The 20,510-nt window shown below is 45.3% G+C and carries 13 protein-coding genes and 1 pseudogene; all 14 read right to left on the minus strand.

Annotation, left to right across the window (positions count from 1 at the left end; all coding sequences use genetic code 11):
* Positions 1–55 precede the first annotated feature (55 nt).
* Positions 56–1,087, minus strand: coding sequence for a hypothetical protein (locus tag GC098_RS14050; protein WP_171643770.1), 1,032 nt, complete (start codon positions 1,085–1,087; stop codon positions 56–58).
* A 3-nt stretch (positions 1,088–1,090) separates the two neighbouring features.
* Entirely contained in the window at positions 1,091–1,897 is an 807-nt protein-coding gene (locus GC098_RS14055; protein ID WP_171643771.1) for a carbohydrate ABC transporter permease, read from the minus strand.
* 1 nt (position 1,898) lies between these two features.
* Positions 1,899–2,840, minus strand: a complete 942-nt coding sequence (locus GC098_RS14060; RefSeq protein ID WP_171643772.1) for a carbohydrate ABC transporter permease — start codon at positions 2,838–2,840, stop codon at positions 1,899–1,901.
* Between the two features lie 79 nt (positions 2,841–2,919).
* Entirely contained in the window at positions 2,920–4,257 is a 1,338-nt protein-coding gene (locus GC098_RS14065; protein WP_246358604.1) for a type 2 periplasmic-binding domain-containing protein, read from the minus strand.
* Between the two features lie 229 nt (positions 4,258–4,486).
* On the minus strand, positions 4,487–5,413 hold the full coding sequence (locus tag GC098_RS14070) for an ArsR/SmtB family transcription factor (RefSeq protein WP_171643773.1): 927 nt from the start codon (positions 5,411–5,413) through the stop codon (positions 4,487–4,489).
* A 165-nt stretch (positions 5,414–5,578) separates the two neighbouring features.
* Positions 5,579–5,857 (minus strand): annotated as a pseudogene (locus tag GC098_RS14075) (formylglycine-generating enzyme family protein); the annotation flags it as partial.
* A 36-nt stretch (positions 5,858–5,893) separates the two neighbouring features.
* Positions 5,894–7,405: a sulfatase family protein gene (locus GC098_RS14080; RefSeq protein WP_171643775.1), complete on the minus strand. Its 1,512-nt coding sequence runs from the start codon at positions 7,403–7,405 to the stop codon at positions 5,894–5,896.
* A gap of 108 nt (positions 7,406–7,513) precedes the next feature.
* Complete coding sequence (locus GC098_RS14085) at positions 7,514–11,368, minus strand: carbohydrate-binding protein (RefSeq protein ID WP_171643776.1); 3,855 nt, start codon at positions 11,366–11,368, stop codon at positions 7,514–7,516.
* A 52-nt stretch (positions 11,369–11,420) separates the two neighbouring features.
* The gene (locus GC098_RS14090) at positions 11,421–13,433 is read right to left on the minus strand and encodes an alpha-L-arabinofuranosidase family protein (protein ID WP_171643777.1); all 2,013 of its coding nucleotides are present in this window, start codon (positions 13,431–13,433) and stop codon (positions 11,421–11,423) included.
* Positions 13,434–13,457: 24 nt separating this feature from the next.
* Positions 13,458–14,351 (minus strand): carbohydrate ABC transporter permease, encoded by an 894-nt coding sequence (locus GC098_RS14095; protein ID WP_171643778.1) that lies wholly within the window; start codon positions 14,349–14,351, stop codon positions 13,458–13,460.
* A 14-nt stretch (positions 14,352–14,365) separates the two neighbouring features.
* Positions 14,366–15,322: an ABC transporter permease gene (locus GC098_RS14100; protein ID WP_171643779.1), complete on the minus strand. Its 957-nt coding sequence runs from the start codon at positions 15,320–15,322 to the stop codon at positions 14,366–14,368.
* 28 nt (positions 15,323–15,350) lie between these two features.
* Entirely contained in the window at positions 15,351–16,940 is a 1,590-nt protein-coding gene (locus GC098_RS14105; protein ID WP_171643780.1) for an extracellular solute-binding protein, read from the minus strand.
* A gap of 116 nt (positions 16,941–17,056) precedes the next feature.
* The gene (locus GC098_RS14110) at positions 17,057–18,661 is read right to left on the minus strand and encodes a response regulator (protein WP_171643781.1); all 1,605 of its coding nucleotides are present in this window, start codon (positions 18,659–18,661) and stop codon (positions 17,057–17,059) included.
* A 3-nt stretch (positions 18,662–18,664) separates the two neighbouring features.
* The gene (locus GC098_RS14115; protein ID WP_171643782.1) at positions 18,665–20,443 is read right to left on the minus strand and encodes a cache domain-containing sensor histidine kinase; all 1,779 of its coding nucleotides are present in this window, start codon (positions 20,441–20,443) and stop codon (positions 18,665–18,667) included.
* Between the last annotated feature and the right edge of the window lie 67 nt (positions 20,444–20,510).

Below are 20,510 nucleotides of genomic sequence, written 5' to 3' on the forward strand. Positions count from 1 at the left end.
CATGAGGTTAGAAAGACACCCAAACAGATCGTCACCATTGCGCTCACCAATCTCTTCAATGATTTACACCTTCCGATTTCAAAGCGACCTTCGCATTGAATGTAGTACTTATCGTGATCCGGATGAAGAAGCTAATCAATAAAAGAATACCGACATCAAACCAAAGGCATTCCATCGTGCTTAACAGAAGCTGCCCTTGATTATGTTTTAACGTAAAAATCATAATATTGCTCAGAAGTAAATATAGCAGCACATTTTGCCCTAGAACGAGCAAGAAACCCGTATATCTCAATCTTTTTACCAACACTTTCGCAGCTAGGTAGTACACATACACTAAGAAAGCGGAGCTTAAAATCCAATAGATGGACGGTGGAAAACGCTCCGGAAGCCCATGTTTCGCTATTACGTATGTGATGAATATTCCAGAAGCAGCTAAGGAACACACGAAAAATTTCCAGTTCCACCCCAGCTTGTAGCGTGCGGCATACATCCCAATCAAGTAGTAGGGAAAATATTGCACTACGGGAAAAGAAGCAAATTTTCTTGTGCCAATCAATAGCCCTAACTGATTCACAGTCACTTTGTCATAGGGTAGATACGTAGTGATTAGCAGTAAAACGACGACCACCCAAAACTTGAACTTTCGCTCAACCAACCAAGTTAATGGCTTAAATAATACCAACCCGACCAACATGATAAGTGAAAAAGAAATCAGAAACTCCGACCAACCAGGAATATCTTGAAGAATCAGAATAGGCTTGATTGTGCTCCATGATAGGGGCTTTCGATCTAAAAACAAGCGATAATAAGTACCTGAAATATAAAAAGCAATCAGCGTTTTCAACGCGGTTGACAGCATTCTTCCGTATACTGCTTTGAACGGTTTATTGTAATAGGCTAGTTGGCCAACGTATCCGAAACTAAATACGAAACCTGTAAACGTGACAATATTAACAACATCGATCACTCGTTGTGCTCCCGTAAAGACCATGGGATTGCTGAAAAATTGCATGATATGACAGTACACCATCCCGATGACCAATAACCCTTTAAAGATGTCGATGCTGTAATCTCTTTCTTTATTCATGGATTACCCCTTTATACCCGAGAAACTCAGACCTTTTACAATTTGCCGCTCGAAGAACAAGAATGCGACCATGACAGGAATAGATGCTACCGAGTTAATGGCCATAGGTCTTACATAATCTTCCGAGTACTGGGACATCAGGGTAGGAATCCCCATCGGTAGAGTAAACAGTTCTTCTGAAGTAATCGCGATGAACGGCCATAGGAAGTTGTTCCATTGGGCAATAAACGTAAGAATTACAATGGAAGCCAAGGCTGGTTTAGCAAGCGGCATCACGATACTGGCGTAAACCCTTAACTTGCTTCCCCCATCCATCTCAGCGCTTTCAAGCAGCTCATTGGGAACTGCATCAAAAAAGCTTTTCAGAACAACAACTGCAAATGGAGAGGCCACCGCCGGTAAAATTAATCCTTGATAAGAATCTAACATCCCCAGTTCTTTCACAACCTGATAAAGCGGAATGAGAATCGCTTCGCCTGGGATCAAAAGACCAGCCAAAATCAAGACGAACATGAACTTTTGATAACGGAACTTGATTTTGGACAAGGCGAATGCGCTCAGTGAAGAAATTAACAGCGTTAGCGCTGTAACGGCAATAGCAACCACAAGAGAGTTGAACATCCACCTTACCAGAGACGTTTCTTGAAAAATATACCCGTATGTCTCAAAGGTGTAAGGCGGTTTATACCAATCCAGCACACCTGTAATCTTCATACCTTCATCTTTAATAGAAACAATCAGCATCCATGAGATGGGAACAAGAAAAAGTAGAGCAAGAAGCACAGATAAGGATAGGCGAAGAGCCCGCATCTTAGACCGCCTCCTTCTTCGCACTCATTTTCAATTGGATCAACGACAAGACAAGGAGTATGGCAAATAGCGCATACGACATGGTAGCTGCATAACCCATATGGTTGTTTTTGATGCCTTCCTCGTAAATATACTGAATAATTGGCCGTGTATCTGTACCCGGTCCACCGCGTGTAATAATGTAAATTTGCAAAAACACTTTATAGGAAGCAATAATTTGAAGCAGTAATATCGTTTTTGTAATGGGACCTAGCAGTGGAAGCGTAATTCGAAAAAACATTTGTCTCTCCGAAGCGCCATCGAGTCTCCCAGCTTCATAAATATCATCTGGAATATCCTGCATAGCCGATAAATACAGAATCATGTTAACCCCAACCGTCCACCAAAGTGTAATCGCTGTAATGGCAATCCAGGCCAGGGATGATTCCGTCAACCAAAATATCTCTTGATCTACCGAAAGAATACCGACTAATTTAAGTAAATTATTCAGAAAGCCTGTGTAAGGCTGTATAACAAACAGACCTACATACGAAACGACAGAGACAGATAGAACACTCGGCAAGAAAAAGACGCTGCGGAAAAATTTCTGAAGTCTCGTTTTTTGATTGGCAATGACCGCGAGCAGTAGAGCAAATATAAGCATGCTAGGCGTAGATAAGATAACAAAGTACGTTGAGTTCCAGAGCGCACGCCAAAAATTTGCATCCTTTACCATAGCGATATAATTATTAAGGCCAACAAAATCCATCTTCTTAATTAGCGTCCAGTCGTACAGACTCATCTGCAGTCCTTTGATCATCGGGAATATCGTAAACACGACGTATACGGCCAGAAAAGGCAGAAGAAATAGAAAAGCCAGGATGTCCAGCCGCCACTGCCTTGCTTTCGTTTGTGAACGGACGGTGACCGATGTTTTATTCAAATCAACTCCATTTGTACTCATGCAGTATCACACCTCTCTTTCTTGAAAGTAACAAGCTTGAAGTATGATACTCCAAGCTTGTTATCCGGTTTAATGGCATTTATTTAGAGAGCAATGTCTTTAACTCACCATCAATCTTCTTAAACACAGCATCCGTAGGGGTTTTATTCAACCAAATTTCATCCAGATATTTTTTCAAAACATCATTCTTAGGCCATGTTTTGTCTGATACCTTAGGGAATACCACATCAGCTGCTACACTTGCGTAGTCACTGCGGTATTTCAGAGCTTTGTATTCTGCTGTATCGAAAACAGTTTTGTTAGCAGGAATGTGACCTGCTTTCGCCCAAACTTGGCCGCCTTTTTCAGCAACATAGTTGGCAAACGTCAATGCTGCTTCGCGCTTCTTAGGATCTTCCTTCGCGGTTACTGGCAAGATGATGGTGTGGGAATCTCCCCACGTTTTCGTATTTCCGAAGATATTAGGAATTGGCATAGCACCGAAATCAAGATCTTTGGTCGTTTCCCAAGTTCCTGTAGCCCACACGCCTGTCATCATAATGGCGCCCTTGCCGCTTTGGAACGTTTTGTAAAAATCAGGATCCTGCGGTTTAATTACTTTACTTGTATAATATAAGTCCTTAATATAGTTTGCAGCTTTAATTGCCTTATCCGTATCAATCGCAGGTGTTTTGCCGTCATCCGAAATAACGTCATTTCCGCCTTGTTGGGAATAGAGCGCCCACCACAATCGGTATGGATCATCCGCATTATTAGAAAAAGCGAATGGCGTTACATCTTTAGGAAGCTTATCTTTCAGCGTTGTTAAGAATTTGACGAAGCCATCAGCACCTGTCTCAAGTGTAGGTTTGCCATCAGCGCCCAGCAATCCAGCTGTTTGCAAATGCTTCTTATTGTAGTACATGATGAATGGATGCGTATCGATCGGAACCGCATAATGCTTTCCATTTACAGTAGCGGAACTCAAAATATTGCTGTTGTAGTTATCCCAGTTGAGATTAATGGCCTTACCAGTCGTATCTAACTCAGATACAACCCCCGCCTTAATTAGCTCAGGTAATTTGGATGTATGGGAAATCCCAATATCCGGACCTTTACCGCCAGACACACCTGTCACGAGCTTCGTGTAATATTCTGCCCACTCCAACTTGACGTTCTTGATTGAAATATTATCCTGCGATTTATTAAAAGAACTAATGATCTGATCCATGTATTCGCCATCGCCGCCAGCAAACAGCGTCCAGAATACAAGCTCTGTTTTCTTGCCCCCGGTATTATCCGTTTTCGCCGTCTCTGCTGCTTTTTCAGTGCTGGCTGGAGTTGTGCTTGAACCACCGCTGTTACTTGAGCAACCTGCCATTAGGGATACTAACATTGTGGCGCCTAGCATTGACGATAATACTTTTTTTGTTTTCAATTTAATCGCTCCCTTTTTTTTAATTTGAAAGATACAAAACAATAATTTTGTATTATAACCATTTTTATGTACCTTATAAGAAAATAATACCGCTTACATCGCATTGTGTCAACGTTTATTTTAATATTATTGTATATAAAGGATGTTTTAATTGCATTATTACAATTTATTTGTACATAAAGAAAGGTCAACACAACATTATTGTTTGTATGACCTCATTTCCCATCCTTTAAAACGTATAGAACACTTTCATGACGATCCCTTGTTCATAATCCCCAAATTTGTTGCCGAATAAGTTAATACCGCCCTTATGTGTCGCATCATCTTTCACGCCTAATCTTAAATCGATGAAGCTATTATTTCCAAGCACTAATTGATGCAAATTGACCGAAGACACTTGAACGTTATCAATTGCGGTCATGGTACCATCCACACTCAACGTTTTTAGCAATCCAAACTGGGTAGCAGATTCTGGCCACCATCCTGGATTTAACTTCCCTTTTCGCCCTCCGAAATCGCCAGGCGAGGTCCAAGTTCCCACATCGGCCCCATTCACCCAAAACGAAATATCAGATGGCCAGTTGTTATCATAATTTGGAGCTTCTGAGCAGATTTCAAGACTGAACTGGACGGATTGAATTTTGGCACCTTTCGGAAGTTCCAACGGAAACCGGTAGTCAACGAATCCTTTACGAAACCAGATGATTTGTGCAGAAAAGCGATCGGGATGAAAGAATCCGGCAGGCGAATCTTCCTGAATAATCATTTTCTCCGTATTGGCCATCCCACAAGTAGGCGATACCTGGCAATTTGTAAAGTATCCGATAGGCATTTCGATCTCATAGCAGTTTTTATCCGGCCGAAGATGATAGAATTGTGAATTTAATATGATATGAATGTCATGGTAAGTTCGCGTACATACTTTCATAGCTCCGCGTGTCGCCGGCAGCAGCTCAGTTTCAATGAGCCGTGCCTTTTCTAATATCTTCACATTGGAAGCTGCGGTGGATACAGGAACCTGAAGTGCGTCAGCAATTTCATTTATATTCAACTTCTTTGTATTTAACAGTTGGATGATTTTGACCCTTAAATCAGTGGATAATGCATGGGCTACAAGGACAAGCTCATCTGGATTTTCTATATTTAACTCTAGCATCTCATTCACTCCCGATTTTTTGTATGAATACATATATCATATAACAAATGGTGGTATACGTCCATGTAAGCATATTCGAGATATATAAAACATTTATTTTTACTATTCGTTCCAAATAAGCAAAAACCAGTCAGAACACTGGAATAACGTGCTGACTGGCTTTTTTTATTTCACGCAGCGGAAACCGATGTTTCCTGTAGAACTATCCGGCGTATTTTTGCTTCTTGCCGCTACCCGGTAGCGATTAAAGTAAGACTTATGACAAAGATAAGATCCCCCGCGAAGCACTCGGTTATCACCAGATGGCGGACCGAGCGGGTTAACTTTAGAGCTATTCAGATGATATGTCGGGCTGAACCAATCCGCGCTCCATTCCCACACGTTGCCAGATACATTATACAGCCCGTATCCGTTCGGCTCAAACGAATTCACCGGTGCTGTTCCTGGATGTTCTGACATACCCTGTGCCTCACTTTCTATTTATGCGTGCCAAATACGTGGCATGGGCATCGATTCTTTTCCCAACTCCGCCCAAGCGTATTTCAAAAGCAATTCGGATTTAAGTGCAGCGTACTGCGGCTCATCCCAAAGGTTATTAAGCTCTCCAGGATCTTCTTGAAGGTCGAAAATTTCACCGTATGTTTGATTATAGTAAACAGTGATTTTATACCGTTCATCGACATACGTCTTCTGATGAATGGTTGTTGGCTCGTGCCGGAACTCGCAAATGGTATGATTTCTGGCTTCCGGTTGTGTACCGAACCAGACACCGCTTTGATCCACCCCTGTCATTACTGGAGGAATCGGAATACCGGAAAGAGACAGGAAGGTGGGCGCAAGGTCGACAAGCGATTGAATCGCCGGGGAAACACGGCCTTCCGGGACGTGGGCGGGATAACGGACAATAAAGGGTAGCTTGATCAAATCTTCATAGTGAAAGCCGCCTTTGTACTGCAGCCCATGCTGACCAAAGAAGTGCCCATGATCCGTCGTAAACACGACAATCGTGTTGTCTGCAAGACCAAGCTCATCCAGCTTATTGAGAATTTTGCCGATATATTTGTCCATACAGCTGATCATTCCGTAGTAAGTCGCAACCAGTTTTTTACGTTCGTCCGGGGATTGTAGAGAATGAGATTGGTAGCCGTGAATCCCTTGGCCGGTTTCGCGCCATGCGGAGAAGTCAGGATTCTCCTCCTGTGTCATCCGGAAGTGCGGCGGATTCCGGTCATGCTCTCCTAGAGTGATCGCCGGTATCGTGAGCTGATCCGGATCATACATCGTATCCCAAGGCTCAGGCACGAGATAATCCGGATGCGGATCGAAGAAGCTCGACCATAGGAAAAACGGCTCATTATTCTCCTTGTACTGCTCGAGCAGAGCATTTGACCGTTCTGCGATCCAAGTATTGTAGTGAAACTCTTCCGGTATCGGCCATTTGTGCATAATGCTTTTATCCATTGTGCCGGTTGGGGGGAGAAAATAATCACGCCAATTCTTGCAGCCCTTCTCCTCCATCCAAATGGCATAATGCTGGCCTACATGCGCTTCATTTGTATGATTTCGGGCTAACTCCACATGGTCAAAGCCATAGAAAGGCCCCGTAAATTTTCTCCAGATATCCAAATCCTGAAGTAGCGGGTATGCTTCAAGCGAAGGATACTCATCTGTACCGCGCAAGGGTTGAAAGTGAGCCTTACCGATCAAAGCTGTTTGATAACCGTTTTTGTTGAAATCCTCCCCTACGGTATGCCGATCTTCCAGCAGCTTGGTGCCGAGAGTCCACGCCCCGTGCTGACTCGGATACATGCCGGTAATGATCGACGACCGGGTCGGAGTACAGGTCGGATTCGGACAGTATGCTCTCGTAAATGTCGTCCCTTCCCTAACCAATCGATCCAGATTAGGGGTATGGATTTCCTCGTTAAACGCTCCTATAGTATTCCAATGCTGCTGGTCGCTGGTAATAAGCAAAATGTTGGGTCTTTTCACAAACTTCAGCTCCTTTAACTATTCATATCTTTCATTATAAACATTCTATACTAAACAAATCACCTTCTCCTATGCCAGATAGGCCACAGAAGAGGGTGATTTTGCTGTTTATTCGGCCGGATTCGGCGTCACTATGAAGTTATCGATTAAGCTTTCACTGTTGAAGCTTCTAACCCCTATTTTACCATGCGTGAAAGCCGTCCCGCTTTGATCCGTGTAATCAATAAGGGGTTTTTCCATGTCCCCAACATACACCTTGATCCTAGTGCCGCTCGCCACTACCTTCATATGCTGCCAATTCCCAGCCGTACCTGCTAGCGCCGTTCCAGTCAAGTACTGGAAGTTATAATTGAATTTACCCAGATGCACGCCGTCTGTGGCTAGGTATGCGATGTAACCCTGAAGGAAATCGTTTCTGTTCTGCCCTAATAACGTTCCGTCAGCGGGATTGTTTACACGGAAAATGATGCCTGCGTTACCTCCCGCTTGCGTATTTTCGCCCAACTTGATATCCGTCTTCACGATATAGTCCGACCAGCTGCTATCGCCGATAACCGATTTCGGATACCCTTTCGGCACAGATTTGTATATGCCTTGTTTAGGAACGATCGGGTCATTGTGGAAACGGAAGCTGTAAAAGTCGAACTCGCCGGTTACAATTTCCACCTTAATGGTGTGTTTGCCTGCGGGAAGGGTCACTCCTTCTTTCTTTACCGTCATCCACTCTTGAAAATTGCCGGTATTCGGAACATTAATGATTCCTGTTAGGTCGGTTGTGTCATCAAGCCAAAATCTGACTTGGCTGCCATCCATAGCCGTAGCTACTCGCAAATCCAGCTTGTACGGACCTGATTCGGCGACATCCACATTGTATTTCATCCATTCGCCGGTCTGGTTCCAACCCGTCGTGAACCCTTCCGGGAGCATACGGATATCGACAGCATCGGTACGGTATAGACGACCAATGTTTTCTGGCGTGTTGTCATGGTACGCGACCCCTTCCCCTCCATTCATGTAATCCACGGCATGAACGGTCCCGGGAAGCTTCTGGGATTCATTTAACGTATTAAACGAGAGACTAGCCAAATCATATTCGCCCTGAACGATTTCAACCTTGATGGTATGGTCGCCTTCCGGAAGCTTTACGTCTCCAAGCTTGACGTTTCTCCAGTTATTCCATCCTCCGGTATTGGGAATATCCACGACACCAGTTAAATCGGTCGTATCATCCAGCCACAACCGGATTTTCCCGCCGTCAAGCCCCGTTGCTATCCGGACACTGACGTCATAGGCAGCGGGCTTGGCAACGCCCACGTTATACTTCAACCACTCGCCGGTCTGGTTCCAACCGACGTTCCAGCCACCTTTCGGATTGACACGAATGTCAACCGCATCTTTGCGATATTGGCCGCCGATATTCGTTGACGTATTGTCATGGTAACCGACACCCTCGCCACCTGTGTTATAATGAATGGCTTCTACAACGCCCGGAAGAGATTTGGGTACGTCGAAGGAAACGAACTTCAGCCTTGCGAAGTCATACTCGCCTTTAAGCGTTTCGAAGGTAATCGCATGCCGGCCCTCCGGCAAATAGACGCCTTCGGACACCGTTGTCTGCCAATTGTTCCAGCCCCCGGTATTCGGTATATTAATCGCACCGGTCAAATCCGTATGATCATCCAGCCAAATACGCGCTTGATTACCGTTGAACGTGGTTGCTGCCGTTACTTCGATCTTATACATTCCCGCGTGTTTCACATCGATGTTGTATTTAAGCCATTCGCCGGCCTGATTCCAACCGACGTTAAGACTGTTGAAATTATTGTTCGTACGGATATCGACGGAATCACCTCGATAGGCACCGCCGATGTTTTCAGGGGTGTTATCATGATATCCTATTCCTTCACCGCCCGTATTGTAGAAAGGAGCTTCTATGATGCCCGGGACCGGCTTGGGAAGATCAAACGGAGGTGCATCCCCGGTATCTACCCGCCAGCCTTGTTCAAATTTCGTCCAATCGAAATCGTTGCCGTCGTTGAAATCATCGTTTACGGCTGTCGTTGCAGTGGAACGGCCCAACTTCAGTGAGGCAAAATCGAATGTTCCACCGTCTGCTATCACTTTGAGTTTATGCAGCCCTTGCGGAAGCTTGACATCCCGTATGATCTGATTATTCCATTGATCCGCACCACCTGTCGAGGGGAGCTGTACCGTGTCCGTCAATACGGTCGATTCATCGAGTTCAAGCTTCACTCGCGCATCGGCTGCTGCGGCGTACCTGATCACAACATCATAAGTTCCCGCTTCGGATACATTTACGTTATATTGTAAATTCCCCTTATTAAACGATGCGACATAATGACCGCCATATGTAGCTTCAGAGATACTGATATGATCGGAATTACCATTAGGCTTGCCATTACCTTTCGGGTTGAAATGGATTGCCTGGATCTCACCGGGAATCGGTTTATAAGCGGCGTTGGCGCTGTTACCGCCTACTTTATTGCTAAACGCGACATATCCGAAGTCTGCATGCGCATCCGTAGTCGTATAACCAATCTTGCCCTTGTCAAGCCGCTCGATGGAACGGGTTTGCTTCAACATACCGTCTACATAGATGCGATAGTCGGAGCCCTCCTTCTCCACTCGGATCTGGTGCCATTTCGTATAATCATAGCCATCCGGAAGGGAGCTAGTTACCCTCTCTGAATCCTTGCCATCTACGCGGAACACCGTTTCCAGACGATTTTGTTTACTGTTAAGTACGGCAACACCATAATTTTTCTCATTCTTGTAGGAGAAAACTGCACCCATCTGCGGGTTCGTGCTGTTCCCCTGTTCTACTTGCTTCAGGTTGAATTCCGCCGTGAAATTGTCATCCGTCGCTTTCTGGGATATAAGCATACGAGATTGTTCGGGTTCACCCATGGCATCTTGATACAACGTGCTGCCGTCCCGGATACCCCAATTCCCTCCGCCTACAACCTTCCAATCATAGCCCAATCCATTTCTTTGGAATCGGTCGCTGAACTCAGGCATTGCCGGGTCGGGCTGCTCGGATGTCGTAGGACCCAGCACGAGCATCTTGTCCCCGTTCCACACGACCCGGTCCAAGTTCAGATTTCGCCCCGGGTTGGCATGGCTGTGGTAGACCATATAATCGGAATCCAGATCGGGACCGCGAACGATGGAGTTATGCCCAAGCCCGACATGATCTCCTTCCGCATCGAGAAGAACCGGGTTCTGGGATGCGGCCGGCACAAAGCCCGCAACCGGACTCGAGCTGCTCGCGTAATCCACCCTGTAAGCATCGCTCCACACATGGTTTCCGGTATATGTCATATAGTATTTACCATTGCGTTTGATGACCGTCGGACCCTCGGTCCAACCATTCATCACGGCTCCGGTATTCAATTTCTCACCGAATGTATACGGATCGGACATCGGACGAACATCGATATTTCCGTTGCCCGTGCTGTAGAAGTACCATTGTCCGTCATCGTCAATGAATACGTCTCCGTCAATGCCATTTACCTTGTTGCCCGTTTGGGCCGTGAAAGGACCTGTAGGGCTGGAGCTCTTCAGCACGCGATGACCTCGCTGCGTGGTACCGTCATCCCGAAGCAGAGCCGTATACATGTAAAAATCGCCGTTCCAGTAAACAACCTCCGGGGCATATGCCCCTTTCGTAACCGGTTCCGTAGCGCACAGACCGCGATATTCCCAATGCACCAGGTCTTCCGACGACCAAACCTTCACACCTGGCTTATCGTCCACCGTACTGGTGTACAGATAGTAGACTCCGTTAAATTTCAAGATGAACGGATCGCCTTCCCCATAAAAATCCCCATTATCCCAACGCCATGAGTCCGATACGATTTGCGGATTGCTGTAAGCGAATCCTGATGCCGGAAAAGACATGATCAAGACAAAAGCAAGAAGTCCCGTCAACCATTTTTTCATTTATCATCAGCTCCTATTCCTGTTACCGTTAGCAGTGAGACCTTTACTCCCGTTACCGAATGATTTCTAATACATAGACGGATGACGCCCTCAGCTGACAGGTCACTTGAGATTTCATTACTGATAATTCATGAGCTCCGCAGACCACCGCATCCGGATGATTCACACTATTGAAACATTCGTAATCATCCGCTGTTACTTCCAACAGACGGGCTGTGCCTGATTCGGCAAATCCGTCCAGCTGCACGTCAATTAGCATATCTTCAAGACTTCGATTCACCATAAAGATCGTCAGTGTATCGCCACGAACATTCGTACAAGCCACGACGTCCAAATTCGGCAGGTTATCAAGTTGGAGCGCAGCGGGCGCAAGGCTACTCACTTGAAAGCTGCCGCAATCAGTATGGCTCTCTACCACATAGCCTAAGTCTCGGTTAGCATACATTTTCATGACATAATAGCTTGGAGTGCCATACACAGTTAAGGAATTCTCACTTCTGCCAGCGGACTTACCGCGAAACTGATCGGCATAGAAATCCCCTACTCGGATACATCCGCCAAGCCAGCCGTTGACGAGGTCGGAGAAGCTGCCTATTTCAATCAAATCGCTATTTCGAATATATTCATTCAAATTCGCTGCATTTGCAGCCGCTGCTTCTAAGGTGTGTTCATTCGGAAGACCCTTGCGGATGGTATTCGGATAATACATCGTATTGTATTCGGTGATCGCCAATTTCAGGTGACCATAACGGGCGGATGATCCGAACATCTCCCTTAATTGCCTTACAGCTTCCCTCGTCCATTCCGGATAAGAGAGGATGGCCTTATAACGCTCTTCTTTCGGTGTATGAGCATTCATCCCAAAACGGTTGTATCCGTGATACAAATGCAAGGTTAAGTAATCGATCTGCTCAGCAGCTCGTTCCAGCAAGGTTTTGTTCCAATCCATTTTCTCATTCCCGCAAGCGAGCAGCCTAATCCCTGGATCTTTTGCTTTCATAGATTGAGCAAATTGCGTGTAGCGTTCTGCGAATTGCTCAGCGCTGCAATGCCCGACCTGCCATGCTCCCCAAACTTCGTTGCCGATCTCCCAGTACTTCACGCCATATGGCTCGGCGTACCCGTTAGCAGCCCGCAGTTTTCCCATTGGTGTATCGGCATCGCCATTACAATATTCAACCCACTCAGCCGCTTCTTCCGGTGTTCCCGAACCATCGTTTACACAAATAAGGGGCTCCACATTCAGTTCACGGCAAAACCTAATAAACTCATCCGTTCCAAAATACTTATTCGTCCAGCCCCCCCATGCTTCATTGATAACACTGGGGCGCTCATACACAGGGCCAATCGCTTGCTGCCAATGATAGGCACTAATATAATTCCCGGCAAGCCGCATCATGCCGGCGTTTAAGTCCCTGGTCATATCCATAACTTCCTTGCGAACATTGCCTACACTGTCAGAAGGAAGCAGCGAAATATGATCTAACCAAAGCATCCCCGTGGATACATGATCCAGCCAGCGTTCATGCTCCATAGGTACATATAATCGGAACTCCGCATGCTCACAAGACCGACTGACCGTCAGTCGCGATTCATAGTGCTTCCAATTATGGCTTACCACATCGATTCGCGTTGAACCAAGCACTTCTTCACTTTTCCTATCTACAATCTCTGCTACAACATACTTGATTTCGATAGAAGCCCGTGCATACAGAGCCAAATAATAGCCATCCGGGTCCTGTTTTACAGCAATTGCTTGGCTTAGACCTGCATAAGCCTCATCGTCGCTATAGATTCGTACCTGCTGACTATGTCCGGAATGATGCGCAGCAGCGGGTTCGAGCGTATAAAGAGTACTCTTCCCATTCGTATAAGGACGCCACCGTCCAGAAAGCCCTCTGCATGTCACGTCTGCACTTTCAAAATCCATATCCGCAAGCGGATAGGCCAACATCGCATCCATATGATCACGGATATCTTCCACAAAATGTCCGAATATGTAAGGATTAATTCTGTCCTTACTGACTTGATTCGTATTCACCCGAATCTTAGCTCTTGCTTGCATGAACACAACGCTTCCTTCCATTCATTATCCTTTTAATGAACCAATCATAACGCCCTTCACAAAATGCTTCTGTACAAAAGGATACATCAGCAGTACAGGCAAGCTTGAAATAATAATAACTACATATTTGATACTCTCAGCCAGCAGTATTTTAGATTCCAACCCTGCGTTGCTGTCCACCGCATCCGCCTGACTGATCATCAGCACTTCACGCAGCACAAGCTGTAACGGGTACATCTCCTTGCTGCGAATGTAGATCAAGGCATTGAAGAATGAGTTCCAGTGTCCGACTGCATAAAAAAGGATCATAACGGCCAAGATCGGCTTGGATAGCGGCAATATCACATGTGTCAATAGCTTCCAGTTCGAACACCCGTCGATATGGGCCGCTTCCTGAATCTCCCAAGGAATGTTTGATTGAAAATAGGTTCTCATCACAATCAGATTATAAGTGGCGATAGCGCCGGGAATGACTAGCGCCCACATCGTATCCACCATGCCTAAATTTTTCACGAGGAGATAAGACGGAATGAGACCCCCGCTGAAAAACATCGTAAGCGTAACAAAAAACATTATGATTCCCCGCCCTGGCAGGTCAGGTCTCGACAGCGGATAGGCCGCTAATGTTGTCATGACCAAATTAATGACCGTACCTACTGCCGTATACAGAATGGTATTGCCGTATCCGGTCCATATTTGATCGTTTTGAAAGACATTCCGATAGGCCTCTAAAGTGATCTGTTTAGGCAGCAAAATCACTTCCCCATTCAGCACCAGCGCAGGGTCACTGAAGGAGGCACTAACGATAAATATTAGCGGGTACAGTACCACTACGACGATAAGGATAGCCAATGCGTTAACCACGGCATCGAATATTTTTTCATCCGACTTCCTTTTCATGAGCGTTTGCTCCTGCATCGCTTATCCCCTCCTCACCATAAACTTGTCTCCGCCTTTTTACGGGCAAAGCGATTCACGAGTAATAGCAGCGCCAGGTTAATGATGGAGTTAAACAAGCCAATGGCAGCTGTATAGCTGTATTCCCCTTTTAAAATACCTTCCGAGTAGACAAATGTAGAAATGACATCGCTGGATTCCAAATTCAAATTATTTTGCATAAGCAAAATTTTCTCAAAACCGACATTCATGAAATGTCCGACATCGAGAATAAGCAAAATGACGATGACCGGCAGAATGCCTGGAATGGATACGTGCCAAATACGCCGCAACCGGCTCGCGCCGTCCATTTTGGCCGCTTCATACAGCTGCGGATTGACTCCGGCCAGGGCTGCTATATAAATAATCGATTGCCAACCCATATTTTGCCATATGTTGGAACCGATAAAGATCGACTTAAACCAGGCCGCTGATTCGAGAAATCGAACCGGCGCTCCGCCAAATGCCTCAATAATCGAATTCACAGGACCTCCGCGTGGAGATAAAAACAGCATCAGCATCCCTACCATGACGACGATGGAGATAAAATGAGGGGTATACGTAATATTTTGCACAATTTTGCTGAATGTTTTGTTACGGATTTCCGTAATGAGTAAGGCCAGGAGGATAGGAATTGGAAAAGCAAACAATAAAGAGAACAAGTTAATCGAAATGGTGTTCCAAAGCAGCCTCCAGAAATAATAGGATCCTATGAATCGTTGGAAATGGTCTAGCCCCACCCACGCGCTGCCGCTGATTCCCTTGGCCGGACTGAAGTTTTTAAATGCGATTTGCAAACCATACAATGGCCCATAATGGAACACAAGGTACCATACGATAGGAATGAGCAGCATCAGGTAGAGATCGTATCGACTTACGATCGATTTATAAAGACTGGAGCGCCTCGATCGGGATCGAGACGCAACGCCCACAGTATTTACCACACTCTTCATCTGTAGCCCTCCAGCCGGTATGCGGTGCTTAGTTTTGTTTTTTGAGGTTATCATAAGTGGCTTGGTATAGCTGCTGCAGCTCATCAATTTTCATTTTCTTCAAAGTGGCCTGGAACTCGCCCCATTTATCGAAGTTAAGCGCGCCTACAATAAACTTGGTGCTCTGCTCCTCGTAATATTTATCAATATCGTTCCGCAGCATATTGATTTTTTGAGCCGTTTGTTCGTCGAACATAGGTGGTGCGAACTTAACTTTCGGCATGAACGGGTCCAGCTTCTTTTGAGCTTCTTGAACCTGTAGCGGATTGATATAAGACGCTACCTTCTCGCTGATCAGATGCGGCGCCCCGCCTCCGGCATATGGGGTGATTTTGGATTGATTGCCGGTCGCCAAGAAGGCATCTGTATAATAAGGAATCCCCTCTCGCAATTCATAATTCTCGCCTTTACGACCAAATCGAAGCAAGGTGGATCCTTCGTCGCTGTAGAAATAATCGATCCAACGCATCGTCGCTTCCGGATACTTGTTAACCGGGGTGATGGCAAAAGCTCCAAAATCTCTCGGTACCGGAGCTGCATTACTCTGCATTCTGTCGCCATGCGGTCCCTTGACCGGGGCTATACCCATATATTGATTTGCAACTTTCGTATCCAGCATCGGATTGTTCGTCTGATCAAAGAAGAAACCGGTATTTCCGGACCCTTGCTTGGCCAGATATTGAGCTTCCTTTTGTGTAAACAGCTCTTGATCCAGCAGCTTCTCCGAATACAGCTTGTTTAAATACATCAACAATTCCTTATTCCGATCACTACCCATCCAAATATTAACCTTGTCATTGTCCAAGTTAATGTTATAACCAAACTGAAGATCCAATCCAAAAGATCCGGCCATTTGCGTTACGACAGACAATTTGTCGTTGCGTGCAGTCATCGGAAGCTCGTCTTGTTTGCCGTTGCCGTTAGGATCTTTTTCCCGGAAAGCTTTCAGCACCTCGTACAGTTCATCCGTAGTCTCAGGTTCCTTCAGATTCAGTTTCTTCAGCCATGCTTGATTCATCCATCTTTTATCGGTTCTGGCGGAGTTGACGGTCACAATCCCCGGGATGGCATAAATATGGCCTTCAGGTGTTGTTATGGCGGAACGAATCTCTGGATACGTTTCCATTAACTTCTTAAGGTTTGGAGCGTAAGAATCAATCAGCTTCTCGAGTGGAATTAATTGACCGCCAGCACCGTATTTAATTGCCTCTAATTGTGTAAGACCTGAGCGATACATGGCATCAGGAAGCTCATTCGATGCAAACAACAGATTCTTTTTCTCAGGAAAGCCATCCGTTGGTGCCTCGATAAATTCCACTTGAACATTGCTCATTTTTTCAAAGTCCTTGAACACCGGCATATCCTTAAATGGTCCATTGGTTGGCGCAATTCTTGTGAACATTTTCAGCTTAATCGGCTCTTTCACAATGGGAAATCCCGCTGAAGACACAGTTTTCACATCATCTACTTTGGTTGTGCCCTCTTTCTCTTTACTCGGGGTATCCGAGCTGCAGGCGCTAAGTGCCATACTGGATACTACTAAAGTTGAAAGCAGTACCGTCCCCCAATTTCTTTTCATTCTTTCGTTCCTCCGATCACGTTGTTTTCACCCTTAAAAGAAAGCGTTTTCTAAGGGTTGATCTAAGTATAGTTAATTAATGCTTTGGGATGATTCAACATTTATGACTTTCCATTCTACTTTTTTGACGGTTTCAGATGATCCATGTACGCCTGAGGTGTCATTCCTGTTATGCTTTTAAACACTTTAAAAAAGTACGTATAACTCAAAAATCCAACCTCACTGCTAATCTGTTTCAACGCATAGGTGCCGGATTCCATAAGCATGCAGCTCGTTTTAATACGAACCCGGTTCAAATACTCTGTGAAGGTCATACCCGTTTCCTCTTTGAACAATCTGCTTAAATAGGAAGGATTCAGATTAAGGGCACTCGCCGTAATGTCCAAGGAAATGTTGGAGGCATAGTTATCGGCGATAAACTGTATGGCTTTCGAAATATGACGCGAATAGGATCCTCCTGCATGCTCTTTCTTAATGGCCTCAACAATTCGTGCATAGTAATTTAACAACCATCTCTCCAGCTCAGCAACGCTTCCCATTCGCCCAAGCTCATTCCTCGAGGGGATGAGCCCGTTATCTTCTAAGGATGAATGAGGAAAATGCCGCTTCCATGCCCTTTCAACAAGATGAAGCATTTCGCTTACAATGATTTGCACTGTCATTGCGTAGACTGGCTGACTACGCAGTGCATCAAAAATGGTTGAAATGATTTGATTTATTCTTTCCCCATCAAACCGCTCCAGAAAAAGCAGCAATTGCTTCTGTTCTTCCATTAAAAGAGAATCTTTCAGGATGGATGCGTTCAATCCTTGATCGAACATGACGTTTATATCCTGGTTTGCTTTGGTATAGCTGGAGCCAACCAACCGCAAATTTCCGCATAGCGGTCCTATGGCATAGACACATTTTAAGTTAAGGAATTTCTCGAGAGAATGAGCTAGGGAGCTCGTGGCTTGATTGATTTGGGTTGTAACCGTATGTTCACTTCGATCTTCCGAAGAAAACAGGACAATAAAGCGTCCCTCCCCCACATAGCCTACCGTCCGCTTCTGAATGTCGCCAATTGCCATTTGCATGACTTCCGCGGCCTGCTGAACAAACCGATTTTTCTGTACATCGGTAAAGGACTCCGTCAACAACAGAAAAGGTACGATTTGTACAGCTGCGGTTCCATAATTGATGGAACTGGTATACAGATCATTGTCTCGTGCATAAGACTGCAGCACTTCCCCAGTTTCTTGTACATCTCTAGCCAAATTAGCTACATGTTCGCGAAGAATAACCGGACTTAGACGTTCAATCATTTTGCTTTGGGCACTTCGAGCTTCATGCTCTCGTTCTTCACTCTGCCATTCCTGAACCGCTTTATCCAGAAGCGTCAATAGAGCTCCCGCGTTCGAGCGATGCTTGAGCAAATAATCCATAGCCCCGTTCATGAGGCAGGTCCGAACATAATCGTAATCGTCAAAACTACTCAGCATGATCATTTTAACCTTGGGAAACCGGTCTTTGATCATGCGGCTCAGTTCTACCCCATTCATTAACGGCATGCTTACGTCTAAAATTGCGATATGCGGAGGTTGCTGCTCCATCATGGAAAGGGCCATAGATCCGTTATGTGCTTCACCGCATATGGTGAATCCATGCTTTTCCCAATCCAACATACTCTTCACATCGTTTCGTGCCAACGCCTCATCATCGACCAATAATACCTGATACATTCCTCATTCCTCCTGCCCTTTTCGATTCGTAACCGGCACCAATGGAAATCTGATCTGCACAGTGGTATAGGTATCCGGCTCACTATAAAGAAATACGCCGTAAGGCTCCCCGAATAGTCGAACAATGCGTTCGTGCACATTGCGAACGCCCATGCCGCTGAAGCGTGTGTTCGTCTGGACTTTATTCTCTTCAAACAGCGCATCGATCTGTTCCTTTGACATCCCTTTGCCGTTATCTCTTACTTCAATTCTCAGTTCTTTGTTTTCCTCATAGATGCGAATCAATACTAGGCCCTCGTGCTCCGAGGAGGATAGCCCATGAATGATGGCATTTTCCACAAGAGGCTGCAGCATTAACTTCAACACGCTGAACTGTAAAAGCTCTTCATTTTCGACTTCTATCTTCACATGAATGGGTTCCACATATTTGTATTTTTCAATATTAACGTAGCTGCGGACATACTGCAGCTCTTCCTGCAGGGAAAGAAATTCATTCGTATTCCCCAAAACACCGCGCATGAGCTCTATTAAAGATTCCGACACCTCAACAATATTCGGCACCCCGTTCAGTTTGGCCAAATACTTGACCGTATTCAGCGTGTTATACAGAAAATGGGGGCGAATTTGAGCCTGCAAAACAGCCAACTCCGCCTCACGCTTCTCCTTCTCAGTCGTCACGATTCCCTCAAGTAAACGCTTTAATTCCTCTACCATACTTTTGAAAACTTGATAGAGCTGGCCTATTTCATCCTTAGAATGAATTTCGACAGCTGTGAGCGTCATGTTGCCTTCCATGACATGCATCATCATAGATCTCAGCCTTCGAATATTTCTTGTAATTCTCGAGGAAACCTGTAAAGTACCGATGACGATAATGATAAACACAACAATGGCTACTGTGGCTAATACATTTCGGATCCGCGTCGTTTCAGTTAAGAGAGACTTCATAGGAACGAGTGCCACCGTGGACCATCCCGTATAATCCGATTTCCGCGTGATAACCAGGTAAGATTTCTGTCCGATGACCCTTTCAACTGAACCATCTGAACCGGACATCTCCTGATTGAGCCCAATGACCACTGACTTGTCAAGGACGTTTGTTTGGGGTTGATAAATAAATTCATTGTTCCTATCAACCACATACAACATACTGTCCGATGTAGGTTTGACATCATATATTTTCTTAATGAACTCGTCATTCAGATCGAACATCACCATACCGATTAAATTACGGTTATATCGGAGCTCGCGCCCGGTCACAATGGAGTCACTGAAACCGGTTTGATGAAAATAAGCATGCCCTGAGCCATTTTGAAGTAAATAATCCATCATCGGTGCATATAAAATGTTCTTGTCGAGCCATGGGGATCCGACAAAAAACAACTTTTCGTTCAGCCCTATGACGGCAACGCGTGAAATATATGGCTTGTAGGCAATCAATGCGGATAAAAACTCCTCGATCCGCTTTTGCTCTTGGAACCACTCGTAGCTTGGTTCCTCCGTCTTGCTAAGCAGCGTATCCAGCACCGTTTTATTGGTAGCGACCACCGTATTTAATCGACTAACTTCCTCCAATCGGAGATTTAAGGATTCGTCCGCCTGGCGTATGCTTTCCGTAACGGAAGTAATCGCATTTTTCTTCACCGTTTCTCTCATGTACAAATAAACAATACTTGTCACAGCAACGATTCCAATCAGAGTAACCAGACTGAATGCGACAAAGATTTTCCCCTGGATGCTTACCGTAGGTGAAACCAACTTTTTTACGGAGAAAAACTTCATGGACCGGCAGCTCCTTTCCATTTCACGAATAGTAGAAAAAAACATGAATCCGGCCCGATCAGGAGCT

It is taken from the genome of Paenibacillus phytorum, from assembly GCF_013141715.1.
Taxonomy (GTDB): domain Bacteria; phylum Bacillota; class Bacilli; order Paenibacillales; family NBRC-103111; genus Paenibacillus_E; species Paenibacillus_E phytorum.

Coding starts and splice junctions, on each gene's coding strand:
- GC098_RS14110 (WP_171643781.1), bottom strand. CDS start 18,661: ATGTATCAGGTATTATTGGTCGATGATGAGGCGTTGGCACGAAACGAT.
- GC098_RS14055 (WP_171643771.1), bottom strand. CDS start 1,897: ATGCGGGCTCTTCGCCTATCCTTATCTGTGCTTCTTGCTCTACTTTTT.
- GC098_RS14095 (WP_171643778.1), bottom strand. CDS start 14,351: ATGCAGGAGCAAACGCTCATGAAAAGGAAGTCGGATGAAAAAATATTC.
- GC098_RS14100 (WP_171643779.1), bottom strand. CDS start 15,322: ATGAAGAGTGTGGTAAATACTGTGGGCGTTGCGTCTCGATCCCGATCG.
- GC098_RS14105 (WP_171643780.1), bottom strand. CDS start 16,940: ATGAAAAGAAATTGGGGGACGGTACTGCTTTCAACTTTAGTAGTATCC.
- GC098_RS14070 (WP_171643773.1), bottom strand. CDS start 5,413: ATGCTAGAGTTAAATATAGAAAATCCAGATGAGCTTGTCCTTGTAGCC.
- GC098_RS14085 (WP_171643776.1), bottom strand. CDS start 11,368: ATGAAAAAATGGTTGACGGGACTTCTTGCTTTTGTCTTGATCATGTCT.
- GC098_RS14090 (WP_171643777.1), bottom strand. CDS start 13,433: ATGCAAGCAAGAGCTAAGATTCGGGTGAATACGAATCAAGTCAGTAAG.
- GC098_RS14060 (WP_171643772.1), bottom strand. CDS start 2,840: ATGAGTACAAATGGAGTTGATTTGAATAAAACATCGGTCACCGTCCGT.
- GC098_RS14050 (WP_171643770.1), bottom strand. CDS start 1,087: ATGAATAAAGAAAGAGATTACAGCATCGACATCTTTAAAGGGTTATTG.
- GC098_RS14115 (WP_171643782.1), bottom strand. CDS start 20,443: ATGAAGTTTTTCTCCGTAAAAAAGTTGGTTTCACCTACGGTAAGCATC.